14 protein-coding genes are annotated in these 12,898 nt (G+C 32.8%); 2 read left to right on the forward strand and 12 right to left on the reverse strand.

Features of this window, described 5'->3' with window-relative positions:
• The 7 genes from trpD to E0H99_RS13965 all read right to left on the reverse strand — a co-directional run bounded on the left by trpD (position 1) and on the right by E0H99_RS13965 (position 5,687).
• Positions 1–993, reverse strand: a complete 993-nt coding sequence (trpD, locus tag E0H99_RS13935; RefSeq protein WP_131996778.1) for an anthranilate phosphoribosyltransferase — start codon at positions 991–993, stop codon at positions 1–3.
• Positions 994–1,068: 75 nt separating this feature from the next.
• Positions 1,069–1,476 (reverse strand): GNAT family N-acetyltransferase, encoded by a 408-nt coding sequence (locus E0H99_RS13940; RefSeq protein WP_131996781.1) that lies wholly within the window; start codon positions 1,474–1,476, stop codon positions 1,069–1,071.
• Positions 1,477–1,575: 99 nt separating this feature from the next.
• On the reverse strand, positions 1,576–2,142 hold the full coding sequence (locus tag E0H99_RS13945; protein WP_131996784.1) for an anthranilate synthase component II: 567 nt from the start codon (positions 2,140–2,142) through the stop codon (positions 1,576–1,578).
• Positions 2,143–2,236: 94 nt separating this feature from the next.
• Entirely contained in the window at positions 2,237–3,637 is a 1,401-nt protein-coding gene (locus tag E0H99_RS13950) for an anthranilate synthase component I family protein (protein ID WP_131996787.1), read from the reverse strand.
• Between the two features lie 351 nt (positions 3,638–3,988).
• Entirely contained in the window at positions 3,989–4,558 is a 570-nt protein-coding gene (locus E0H99_RS13955) for a YceI family protein (RefSeq protein ID WP_131996790.1), read from the reverse strand.
• A 27-nt stretch (positions 4,559–4,585) separates the two neighbouring features.
• Positions 4,586–5,218: an NAD(P)H-dependent oxidoreductase gene (locus E0H99_RS13960; RefSeq protein WP_131996793.1), complete on the reverse strand. Its 633-nt coding sequence runs from the start codon at positions 5,216–5,218 to the stop codon at positions 4,586–4,588.
• 13 nt (positions 5,219–5,231) lie between these two features.
• Positions 5,232–5,687, reverse strand: a complete 456-nt coding sequence (locus tag E0H99_RS13965; RefSeq protein WP_131996796.1) for a MarR family winged helix-turn-helix transcriptional regulator — start codon at positions 5,685–5,687, stop codon at positions 5,232–5,234.
• A gap of 663 nt (positions 5,688–6,350) precedes the next feature.
• Between E0H99_RS13965 and E0H99_RS13970 the strand changes: the two genes are divergently transcribed.
• Entirely contained in the window at positions 6,351–6,830 is a 480-nt protein-coding gene (locus tag E0H99_RS13970; RefSeq protein ID WP_131996799.1) for a hypothetical protein, read from the forward strand.
• 120 nt (positions 6,831–6,950) lie between these two features.
• A complete protein-coding gene (locus E0H99_RS13975; protein WP_131996802.1) occupies positions 6,951–9,065 on the forward strand; it encodes an ATP-binding protein in 2,115 nt (704 codons plus the stop codon).
• A gap of 39 nt (positions 9,066–9,104) precedes the next feature.
• Here E0H99_RS13975 and E0H99_RS13980 read toward each other — a convergent pair whose 3' ends face one another.
• The 5 genes from E0H99_RS13980 to E0H99_RS14000 all read right to left on the reverse strand — a co-directional run bounded on the left by E0H99_RS13980 (position 9,105) and on the right by E0H99_RS14000 (position 12,832).
• The gene (locus E0H99_RS13980) at positions 9,105–9,851 is read right to left on the reverse strand and encodes a TIGR00730 family Rossman fold protein (RefSeq protein ID WP_131996804.1); all 747 of its coding nucleotides are present in this window, start codon (positions 9,849–9,851) and stop codon (positions 9,105–9,107) included.
• A 146-nt stretch (positions 9,852–9,997) separates the two neighbouring features.
• The gene (gene trxA, locus E0H99_RS13985; protein WP_131917169.1) at positions 9,998–10,300 is read right to left on the reverse strand and encodes a thioredoxin; all 303 of its coding nucleotides are present in this window, start codon (positions 10,298–10,300) and stop codon (positions 9,998–10,000) included.
• Positions 10,293–10,499: a hypothetical protein gene (locus E0H99_RS13990; RefSeq protein WP_131996807.1), complete on the reverse strand. Its 207-nt coding sequence runs from the start codon at positions 10,497–10,499 to the stop codon at positions 10,293–10,295. The genes trxA and E0H99_RS13990 overlap by 8 nt, the downstream gene beginning before the upstream one ends.
• A gap of 26 nt (positions 10,500–10,525) precedes the next feature.
• Entirely contained in the window at positions 10,526–11,362 is an 837-nt protein-coding gene (locus tag E0H99_RS13995) for a methyltransferase domain-containing protein (protein WP_131996810.1), read from the reverse strand.
• A 54-nt stretch (positions 11,363–11,416) separates the two neighbouring features.
• Positions 11,417–12,832 (reverse strand): MBL fold metallo-hydrolase, encoded by a 1,416-nt coding sequence (locus E0H99_RS14000; RefSeq protein WP_131996813.1) that lies wholly within the window; start codon positions 12,830–12,832, stop codon positions 11,417–11,419.
• Between the last annotated feature and the right edge of the window lie 66 nt (positions 12,833–12,898).

A 12,898-nucleotide genomic window follows, 5' to 3' on the forward strand; every position in this document is an offset into this window, starting at 1 on the left:
TTAAATGCTTAAATCTTTCAATTTCTTCAAAGCTACAAGACCTTTTCCGGAGAACAAACTTTCCTTTGCCAATTCAAAACCTTCCAATGGCGTACATTTTGTAACGGTTGCAATTGCCATTGCGGCATTGGCACAAACCACATTGTTTTGAGCTTCGGTTCCTTTTCCTGAAATGATGTTGGTAAAAATTTGAGCTGATTCTTCAATGGTTTTTCCACCTTCGATTTCGCTTTGCAGCAAAAGTTGAACTCCAAAATCTTCTGGATTTAGCATTCCTTCCATCGAACTGGTAATTGTTTTCGTAGGTCCTGTTAATGAAACTTCATCGTAACCATCAAGCGAATGTAAGATTGTAAAATTTACATCGGTATTTTGATATAAATAGGCATACATTCTAGCCAGTTCTAAATTAAAAACGCCCACTAATTGATTTTTTGGAAATGATGGGTTTACCATTGGTCCCAACATATTAAAGAAGGTTTTTACAGCTAATTCTTTTCGAATTGGACCCACATTTTTCATAGCGGGGTGAAATAATGGCGCGTGTAAAACACAAATTCCGGCTTTATCCATGCATTTCTCCAGAAAATCAGTGTCATTACTGAACTTGATTCCCATTTTTTCCATCACATTACTAGATCCGGAAATGGATGAAACACCGTAATTTCCGTGTTTTGCCACTTTTATTCCTGCACCGGCAGCCACAAAAGAAGCCAAAGTTGAAATGTTAAAGGTGTCTTTTCCGTCGCCACCAGTTCCACATAAATCGATGGTATCATAGGCAGATAAATCCACACGGATGCACAGTTCTAACAACGCTTCCCGAAAACCGGAAAGTTCATCAATACTGACACTTCGCATCATATAAACGGTAAGAAAAGAAGCAATCTGACTGGTGTTATAACTCCCGTTTGAGATATTTACCAATACATTCTTAGCTTCTTCTTTCGAAAGCATTTCGTGATTAATGAGTCTGTTTAATATATTTTTCATTTTGTTATTTATCTTAAAGTCTAAAGTCGAAGGTCTTAAAGTCTTTCGACAGTATGACATTTGAAATCACAACTATTAATGTTCATTTCCGTTATAAATCCACATTGGTTCTGTTTGTCCAGCGCGTTCAAAACCATTTTTTTTATAAAAATCAATAGCTTTTCCATCTGCGGTTAGCATTTGCATGTGAAAGCTGCTATATTTCTCTTGCATTTTATCAAAAATCATTTTGCCAATTCCTTTTCCTTGATAATCTGGATGAACTAGTAGATGCGGGTAATAGACTACTAAATAGCCATCAGAAATAGCATTTCCAAGTCCAACTAATTTTTTATTTTCCCAAGCCGTTATTAAAGCATCGGAACTCATAAGACCATTAAACAATTGTTCTGGTTTGTCAGCTGAACTCCATTTGTTTGCTTTATAAAGCGCTATTATATCTTCAATATTAATATCTTTTGTTTCGGAAATTATAATTGTCATTTTTGATTTTTTTTTATTTGCTCGCAAAGACTAAAAGTTTATTACTGAATATTGTTATTTAAATTATGTTAACTGATTACTGCGACTGAACACTGAACACTATGAGTTCACCCAATTCTCTAATATCTTTTTCCCATTGGGAGTCAAAACACTTTCCGGATGAAATTGTACACCGCGTACATCATACGTTTTGTGGCGCAACGACATCACTTGTCCATTTTCGTCCAATGAAGTTGCTTCCAAAACATCAGGTAAATTGCTGTCAACTACCCAAGAGTGATAACGTCCCACTTCAAATTCTTTTCCTAATCCTTCAAATAAAAGTTCATCATCGACTACTGTTTTTACCATTGTTGCCACGCCGTGGTATACTTTATCCAAGTTGGATAGTGTTCCCCCATAAACTTCGCCTATCGCTTGTTGTCCTAAACACACTCCAAAAATGCTTTTAGTTGCCCCGTATTTTTTAATGACTTCTTTCAATAATCCTGCTTCATCTGGAATTCCTGGCCCAGGAGAAAGTAGAATTTTATCGAAAATAGCTATCTCATCTATATCAAATTCATCGTTTCTATAAACGGTTACTTCGCAATTCAAATCTTCGAGATAATGCACTAAATTGTAAGTGAAACTATCGTAATTGTCTATGACTAGTATTTTTTTCATTTTTATTATTGAAAAATTAAAAGATTTAAAGATTGAAAAATTCTAGTGTTTCAGTAATCTTTAAATTCTTAAATTATTAAATCTTTAAATTATTTTATATCGTTTCCGCTAAATCCAAAGCGGCATTCAATGCCCTCAATTTATTATACACTTCCTGCATTTCGCTTTCTTCGTCAGAACTGGCTACAATTCCGGCTCCCGCTTGGGAATGCAATTGATGATTTTTACTCAGGAAAGTCCGAATCATAATAGCGTGATTAAAGTTCCCTTCAAAATCCATGAAACCGATGGCACCGCCATAAAAATTCCGATTGGTTTTTTCGTATTCTTCAATCAGTTGCATAGCTCGGTGTTTTGGTGCGCCACTTAATGTTCCTGCCGGAAAAGTATCGGCTACCACTTGCATCGTTGTGGCTTTTGGGTGTAAATGTCCTGTTACTTTTGAAACCAAATGGATAACATGTGAGAAAAATTGCACTTCTCTGTATTTCTCTACATTGACATTATGCCCGTTTCGACTTAAATCATTTCTGGCTAAATCCACTAACATCACGTGTTCACTATTTTCTTTTTTGTCTTCCGATAATTGTTTGGCAAGAATGGCATCTTTTTCATCATCGCCCGTTCTTTTGAAAGTTCCTGCGATAGGATGAATCTCAGCTTTACGGTTTTTGACAATAATTTGGGCTTCGGGGGAAGAACCAAATATTTTGAAATCCCCATAATCAAAAAAGAATAAATAGGGCGAAGGATTGATGCTTCTTAACGCTCTGTACACATTAAATTCATCACCTTTGAAACCTTGGGTAAACCTTCTGGATAAAACTAATTGGAACACATCACCACGGAAACAATGCTTTTTGGCCAAAGCCACATTATGTTTAAATTCTTCGTCAGTTAGATTCGAAAATCCTTCTCCTTCTTTTGTAAACTTATAAGAGGCAATGTTTCTGGATTGTAACAATTGTTCTATTTCTGAAATGTTATTTTTTCCATCTAAACTATGACAGAAAATGTACGCTTCATTCTTGAAATGATTGATGGCAATTATATTTTGGTAAACCGCATAATACACATCGGGAATGGTGTTACTATTTTCTTTTTTGGCAATGGATACTTTTTCAAAATAACGAACGGCATCATAAGAGATATAACCAAAAAGCCCATTATTTATGAATTTAAAATTGTTTTTCTCTGATTTGAATTGACCTGAAAATTCTTGAATAACTGCTGGAATATTGGTGTTGGCATCAATAATTATTTTTTCAAAACTCCCGTCAGGAAAACTCTTGTGAATGATTTCGTTTTCAATTTTTATAGACGCAATCGGGTTACAACAGATATAGGAAAAGCTATTGTCATTGCCATGATAATCGCTACTTTCCAGCAATAAACTATTAGGGAATTTGTCGCGAATTTTGAGATACACACTTACTGGAGTAATTGTATCGGCAAGGATTTGCTTATAGTTTGTTTTTAGTATAAAAGGTTTCAACTTGTGTGTGTTTTAAGGTTTAAACTGTAATGTGATGATGAAATTTTGCACAAAAAAAAAGGCTTGTCGTGATGACAAGCCTTTTATATTTATAGTTTTAATAATACTATAGGAGCTTAGTTCACGACGACTGACGTAAATTGTTCCACCACCAAGTATTGTTTAAAATTGTTTTCATGTTTTATTTCTTGGAACAAATATATGAAGGTAATTTGGTTTTCCAAATAGAATTAAACAAAAAAATAAATGATTTTTTTATTTTTTTGTTAAATAAGCTAAAGAGACATATGTAAAAGACAAAACCCCAACAATTGCTTGTTAGGGTTTTAAGATATTATTTTTGAGTTGAAATTAGAATTTCAAAGCGACAGCCAAATCGAAATCATCATTGATTGCTTTGTTCCCTAAGTTATCAAAGAAGCTTCCAGAGCCATATTTAATATCGTATTTTGTTCTGTCAATTTTTACATTAGTTGAAGCTGTAGTGGCAGTTGTTGTTAAATCAAAAGTAACAGGGTTAGTGATACCTTTAATTGTTAAATCTCCGGTTACAGTGTATACATTAGTTGCTTTAGTAACTATTTTTTTGAAAACCAAAGTCGCTGTTGCGAATTTTTCTGTTCCAAAAAAGTCATCAGCTTTCAAGTGACCTTCTAGTTTTTCTTTACCTTGACCTGCTTTTAAGTCAGTAACTAAAATTGAATTCATGTCTACATTGAATGTACCACCAATTAATTTTTTCCCTTTGAATACTAATGCACCATCTTTAAGATTGATTGTACCTTCATGTTGTCCAGTTACTTTTTTCCCAACCCAGTTGATAGAACTTTTTGAAGCATCTACTTTTTTAGTTTGTGCTGTTACTGATAAAGTAGATAAAACTACTACTAATGCCAATGCAATTGATTTGAAATTTTTCATGTGTTTAAATTTGATTTTAATTAATAATTATAGTGTAATAAATAATTCTTCGTGTGATTTTCTGACTTTTTTGTAAAACTGGGTTGCATCTTCTTCGTGTCTGTAACCAATGGTAGCCATTAAAGAGGCGTTTAGATTCAATTTATCCAATCCCAAAATTTCGTTTATTTGGGCTGGGACAAATCCTTCCATTGGGGTAACGTCAATTTTAAGTTCAGCAGCTGCATTCAAAAGATTTCCCAAAGCTAAATAAGTTTGTTTTGCTGTCCAAATGTTTTTTTCTTCGGCTGTCAGAGCAGTAATTTTAGATTTCATAAACGCCCCATAACCTGCTAAAGCTTCTATTGGTGTATTTCTGATTTCACTCATGTTTTTTAAATAATCATCTATAGCCGAATCATCTATTTTGGTTTCATTCGCGAAGACGATCAGATGTGAAGCTTCAACAATTTGTGATTGTCCCCATGCTGCAGGTTGAAGATTTGCTCTTAATTCGGGATTTTCAACAATAATAACCTTATAAGGTTGTAATCCATAAGAAGAAGAACTCAAACGAATGGCTTCTTTTAATATATTTAAATCTTCGGCAGAGATTTTTTTTGCTGCATCAAATTTTTTTGTGGCGTATCTCCAATTTTGGTTATCTAAAAAAGTACTCATTTATATTTAGTATTTATTGATTTCTATATTTTTCTAACAATTGATTTAATTGAACGATTTCCTCCGAACTCAAATTTTTTGAGAAAAACTGTTCGTGTGCAATTACTTTTGGATCTAATTCTTTTAAAACGTCAAGTCCTTTTTGTGTAATTAAAACTTCTATTTTTCGTCTATTTTCAGGGCAAACATTTCGAGTCACAAATTTTTTTAATAATAATTTATCGACTAATCGGGTAGTATTACTCGTCTTGGCTAACATGCGTTCTTGAATCACGCACATGTTTGCTGGGTTCCCTTTCTGGCCTCTTAATATTCGTAAAACATTATATTGCTCACCTGATAACTCATAGGGTTTCAATATTTCATTAAAATTGTCTGTAATTACATTTTGAGTGTACAAAACATTCAGGATAATTTTTTTTGAATTATCATAGGTAATAGTACTTTTTAATACATCTTCAATTTTCATATTTGTATACATGTAATTTGTTGGTACAAATGTAACACATTTTTTATTTGTATATACAAATGTGTGTTATTTTTGTGTTAATTTTTATTATGATATGCAATTCAGGAATTTGGTTTGCGATAGTTTCAGGTTCAAATAAAGTTTAAAACATAAACGAGATCTCCTAATTTAGAATAAATGTTTTGCAAAAACTAAGCCGAGAATATTATTTTGGTTTAACACTTTGAAGTGTACTATAAATTTGGATTAAAATTGTAAAGGGGAAATGTTGTCTCTTGATTTTTTTTAAAGAATGTTTATCGATTTAGTTTTGTGTTTAGTTGTAATAAAAATATTTTTTTATTAAATTTATAGTCATTTAAGGGTATATTTAGTTAAATATTTTAATTAACACTAAAATAATGACAAATTTAACAAGAATGTGCAATTAGACTTAATATTGAATTTTAATCTATTTTTTAAAAATATAAACAATTGTTAAATTCTAATGATTTTTTAAGGAAGTGCAATGATCTTCTGGTCATTTTACTTTTGCAAAAAGCAATTTAGTTAATAAAAGTAAATAGAATTGACAATTATATAGTAATCAAAGTTAAAAAGGGCAATTATTGAAACAACAATCCGACTCAACTAATAATAAGATATAGAAATTCTAATTTTGAGATGATAAAAAGCAATCAAATTAGCCAAGGGGAAGGCGAAATTCTTGATTTGAAACTAAATTCAAGCTTGTCTATTGCCGATAATAATGGTTTTCCAATAATTGGTATTGGAGCATCAGCAGGCGAGCTTGAGCTATTGGATAGAATAGAAAAAAATATTGGAATCATTCTCTTTGGAAGGAGATCCAATAAAGAAAAAAATGGTTTTGTACTTGTCCAAGACCCTGCTTTGGCAAAATTTAAGAGCATACACCGCAATACAATTGAAGCTGTTATAGCTGCTATTGTTTCTTCCTCAAAAGAACTCCCCACTAAACTATTTTCGCTACTCAACTATTTTCTTGAGATAAATTTGGTTTCTGATACACTTATTAAAAGTGAGAAGAACCTAAATAAAACCACAATGTTTTCATTTAAGTTTCATGGAAATAGAAAAATGAACTACAAAAAAGGAATACAGCGCTTGTCAGTTTGGTTTTAGTCATAATTACAGAAATATTTAGTTTTTTACAATGATATACCACTACGCAAGTAAAAGAATAAGTATTTGATTTTCAATTGTCAGGAAATAAAAACAGTAGTCTTTATAAAGATAATACTTATGGAAAATATTGAAAATAAGGAGGAAGAATTCCAACAGCAAAAACATTCAATTGCTGATTCTAAGCTTTCAGAAGTGGAAACATTAAAACTGATCCATGAATTAGAAGTTCATCAGATAGAATTGGAGGTGCAAAAAGAAGAACTTATTTTAGCCAAAGAACAAGCTGAAATGGCTACGCAAAAATATACTGAATTGTATGATTTTGCTCCTTCAGGCTATTTTACACTAACAAATTCTGGAAAAATAACGCAACTCAATCTTACCGGTTCTCAATTATTACAAAAAGAAAGATCAAAATTAATAAACAGTCAATTTGGTTTTTTTGTCTCTGATGATACAAAACCAATCTTCAATGAATTCTTGGATACTGTTTTCAATACGAATCTAAAAGGATCTTGTGAAGTTAAATTGCTTTTAGAGAACATTTTTACCATAAATGTTTATCTTACTGCAGTTCTCTCTGAAAATCGAAAGGAAGCTCTAATCACCACGGTAGATATTACACAGCTCAAATTAACTGAATCTGCTCTTAGAGAAAGTGAAGAGCGGTATAGAGAATTATTAAACAATCTTGATGTTGGGATTATCTTGTATGATAAGGATGCTTCTATACTTTTTTCTAATCCTAAAGCATCTAAACTGATTGGTTTGAGCAAAGATCAGATGAAAGGAAAACAGATTCTTAATCCAGTGTGGAAATTTATAAATGAGGATAACAAACCTTTGGTTCCGGAGAGTTATCCAGTAAACGAAATTCTAAATAATAAAAAACCCATAAAAAATTTTATAATTGGAATCGAGAAAAACAAGAATGCTTCTACTAAATGGCTTCTGATAAATGGTTTTCCTGTATTTAATAATTTGGGGGAAATAGCTGAAGTAGTCATCAGTTTTATTGAAATTACAGCGTTAAAAAAATTAGAAATTGAGTTGACTAAAGCTAAAGAACAAGCCGAAGCGGCGAACAGAGCAAAATCCAGTTTTTTGACTAATATGAGTCATGAAATTAGGACTCCTCTGAACGGAATTGTTGGTTTTACTGATTTGTTAATGAAAACAAATCTGGATAAAAATCAGACGGAGTATATGAATACGGTTCATGAATCAGCTACAATATTAATTGAGATTATTAATAATATTTTAGATTTCTCAAAAATTGAATCCGGTAAATTTGAATTGAATATCGAAGAAGTTAATCTTTTTGAACTTATTCATCATGTAATCGATATTTTCAAATATCATGCAGACTTAAATAAAATAGCTCTAATCCTAAATATTGACGCAACTGTTCCCAATTATGTTTTAGTCGATTCTATTCGATTGAAACAGATTTTAGTGAATTTGATAGGGAATGCGTTGAAATTTACGAAAGAAGGATATGTTAAGTTAAATATTAGCAATACTGTTTCTTTAGAAAATGAAAATCAATGTCATTTAAAATTTTCGGTTAAAGATACAGGCATTGGAATAAAAGAAGAAAATCAAGAAAAAATATTCCATTCTTTCATGCAGGAAGATAGTTCAATTACGCGCAAATTTGGAGGAACTGGTTTGGGACTGACTATTACAAATCAACTTTTAGCTTTAATGAACAGTAAGTTAGAATTGAACAGCCATTATGGAAAAGGAAGTGAATTTTTCTTTACGGTTGAACTAGAAAAATCAAATCATGAATATGATTCAAAAGATTTAGATAATAATGTTGAAAAAGAAGAGAATATTTCTTCTATTGGAAATTTTTCGAACAAAAAAATATTAGTAGTCGAAGACAATAAAATAAACATGCTTTTGGTAAAAACATTACTTAAATCAATACTTCCGGGCAGTACAGTATTAGAAGCCTCCGATGGTAAAAAAGCCATTAAATTGTATAAAAAAGAGAATCTGGACTTGATTTTAATGGATATCCAAATGCCTCATAAAAATGGATATGAAGCTACTGTTGAAATTAAACAACTAAAAAAATACAATAATATTCCAATAATAGCATTGACTGCCGGAATAATGTTAGGTGAAAAAGAAAAATGTTTAGAGTCAGGAATGGATGATTATGTTTGTAAACCTATTTTAAGATCCAGTTTAGAAAAAGTGCTGTTTAAGTGGTTGAAATAATAATCAAAGAAATTTTTTTTAGCTAGTTTCATTTGATAATTAATGTTTCCTTTTTTCTCCAAACCACGATTTACGCTTATACGCATACTTTTTTAAACCAAATTTTTTGATTGCATGTTTTTTAAGATGCTCAATCAATTCCTCTACGGAGTCCGTTACAAATAACAGGCTCATATCCTCGGGGCTGATGCTCTCATTTTTTGACATGACTTGAATATGATGATACAGCTCTTTATGATATTCAGTATCAAAAATTACTATCGGAAAATTATTTATTATTTTATTTTGAATTAAGGTCAGCGCCTCAAATAATTCGTCGAGAGTGCCTATTCCTCCCGGCATAACAATGAATGCATAGGAATATTTTATTAAAATAACTTTTCTCACAAAAAAGTAAGGAATGTAAATCCATTTGTGCAAATATGGATTTGGTTTTTGTTCCACCGGAAGAACAATATTAGACCCAACAGAATAACCTCCCGCTTCATAAGCGCCTTTATTTGCCGCTTCCATAATTCCCGGACCGCCACCTGTCATTACTGTAAAACCTAATTTTGCTATTTCGGCACCAATGCGCTCTGCATTTTTATAATGCGCAGTTTCCGGACCAAATCGGGCAGAGCCAAAAACAGTAACACACGGACCAATAAAATGCATTTTTTGAAAAGCTCTAATAAAGTTGTATTGAACTTTAAAAGTGAAAAACAAGTTTTTTAATCGTGTCAAAGGTCCTCTAACAAATAAAGATTCGGATCTTGAAAGTCTATATTGGCGAGGTTTTTCCATAGTGACACTAAGTTAGGAGAAATAATAGTTAAATTCTGGTTGTATAAAAACAAAACTAAAATGCCACTTAAAAAATACCAAAAGCAGTTGGGGTTTAAGCCAGTAATTATATCCAAAATTAAGACCTATGACACCAGTACTTTTTGCTATTTATTGCTTTTCTCTAAAATAATTTTGATAATTTCCTCTTTGGATAACACACCGGATTGTCTCCACAACTGTTTTCCGTTTTGAAATAAAATCATCGTTGGAACCCCACGAACCTGATACTGACTTGAAATTTGCTGGTTTTTGTCCACATCAATTTTGATAATGGAAACGTTTTCTCCCAAACTCTCTTTTACTTCTCTCAAAATGGGACTAAGCATTTTACATGGTCCGCACCATGTGGCAAAAAAGTCTATTAATACCGGTTTGCCTGAATTGATAATCGTATCGAAATTACTCATCTTTATTGTATTTATTGTTAGGAATAGTACAACCATTAGAGCCACAACCTAAATTAAAAACGACCTGAATCAAGAAAAATAGTCCAAAACCAATGAACATCCACTCTTTTAAAATATAGGCTTGAGCAAATAAAAATAAGGCAAACGCCAGACGAACCCAGCGCATTAGATGCCAGTTTGTAAATAATAATGCTTTCATTTTTTTTCGAAAAAAAGAATTTGATTTTACGTGTTTATTTTTTTGATTTTATACTTCGCATCATAAGAAATCACCTGTTGTAATATTTCGACTGCAATTTCATTTTTACTGACAATTAATACTTCAGCAAAATTACTGCTCATACTTACATTTAATATCTCTTCAATCGCAGTCAATTTTTTTGTGATGGTTTCCATGCAGCCACTACACGTAATGCCTTCGAATTCATATAAATTCACAATAACCTGATTGTTCTTTTTCAACTCTATAAACAACTCTGAATTCGCTCTTGGTGCAATCGAATTTTCAGATACATTCATTTTTAAAAAATCAAAAGCACCTTTGAAAAGTAGTTCATATTCTTCTTTGCTTCCGCCAAAAGGAGGACCGGATTCAAACGTTCTATTGAACAGTAATCCCGCCAGAATTCCTTCATCAGAAAAAAGTTGATGCATTTTCCACACGTATTTTTGGCGCATTGTTGGAGGCAAAGCACAGAAAAAAGTTTGCTCAATAATCAAATCATATTTTCCTTGATGTTCAAAGAAATCGCCCAGTATAATTTGAATATTAGAATTGTTTTTAAACTTTTCTTTTAAAACTGCCACTGGTGTTGGCGCAATATCGATTAGGGTACTATTTGTAAATCCTTGCTCCAAAAGATATTCAGCTTCATAACTATTTCCACAACCAGGAATCAAAATACTGCAATTTTTATTAATTATTGTATCGACATACGTTTGTATGGGAGGTGATACTTTGCCTAAATCCCAACCAGTGGTTTTGGCTTCGTATTGGGCTTCCCAATAGGCTGCATCTAGCGGTTTATCGCAGGAAACTACACAACATTTTATATCTTCCATAATTCGATTTTTTTGAAATTGCCATTACTATTGTTATTGCCATTGAAATTGCTTTTATTTCAATACTTTGCTTTGGCAAACGAAATCCGTTTTTGGAACATCCGTTTTTGAAATAGCATTAAAACCACCTTCAATTTCAGTGAAATTTCTAAAACCGCGTGCTTCTAATATCGAAGCCGCAATCATACTGCGGTATCCACCCGCACAATGCAAATAAAAATGTTCTTTTGGATTAATATCTTTGATCCATTCATTGATAACCGCTAATGGCTTGCTGTACGCTTCTTCAACATGTTCAGCGCAATATTCACTTTCTTTACGAATATCGATTACTTTGCTTTCGCCAATTTTTACTGCTGCAGCAAATTGGTCGGCAGTGATTCTATGTACGGTATCAATTTCTTTTCCAGCTTTTGCCCAAGCATCAAAACCACCATCAAGATGACCAATCAAGTTATCAAATCCCACACGGCTTAAACGCGTAACGGTTTCTTCCTCTTGTCCCAGTTCACAAACAATTAGGATGGGTTGTTTTACATCGGCAATTAAAGCACCTACCCAAGGAGCAAAATCACCATCTATTCCAATGTTTATGGATTGGGGAATAAATCCTTTGGCAAATTCTCCGTTTTTTCGGGTATCCAAAATTAAGGCTCCGGCTTCTTCAGCCGCCGCTTCAAATTCGACTACAGATAAAGCGCGCATTCCTAAGTGCAATACGTTTTCAAAGCTGTCATATCCTTTTTTATTCATTGCCACATTCATTCCAAAATAGGCTGGAGGAGGCAATAAACCTTCGGTAACTTCTTGTATAAATTCGGCTTCAGTCATATTCGCACGCAACGCATAATTGGTAGCTTTTTGGTCGCCAATGGTAGATACTGTTTCCTTGCTCATATTTTTTCCACAGGCACTTCCTGCACCGTGAGCCGGATAAACAATGACATCATCTGCTAAAGTCATCACTTTATCTCTTAAGGAATGAAATAAGATACCTGCTAATTCCTCTTGTGTCATGTCTGCCGCTTTTTGGGCCAAATCTGGTCTTCCCACATCACCAATAAACAAAGTGTCTCCTGAGAAAATGGCATGATCTTTTCCGTTTTCGTCAATCAATAAAAAAGTAGAGCTTTCCATGGTATGTCCCGGAGTGTGCAATACTTTTATTTTTATGTTACCAATGGTGAATTCCTGTCCGTCTTTAGCAGAAATACATTCGAACTCACAACTTGCATTTGGACCATAAACAATTGGAGCACCTGTTTCTCTGCTCAAATCAACGTGACCGGATACAAAATCAGCATGAAAATGGGTTTCAAAAATATATTTCAATGCAACGCTGTCTCTCTCCAATCGGTCTAAATAGGGTTGGGTTTCACGTAACGGATCAATAATTGCCGCTTCGCCATTTGAAGTTATATAGTAAGCACCTTGGGCTAGACATCCCGTATATATTTGTTCTATTTGCATGATTGCATTTTTTTAATTTTATAGTACCAATGTACTTCTGTTTTTTTAGGATAAATAGTGACAATT

It is taken from the genome of Flavobacterium sp. GT3P67 (genome assembly GCF_004349155.1).
Taxonomy (GTDB): Bacteria; Bacteroidota; Bacteroidia; order Flavobacteriales; family Flavobacteriaceae; genus Flavobacterium; species Flavobacterium ranwuense.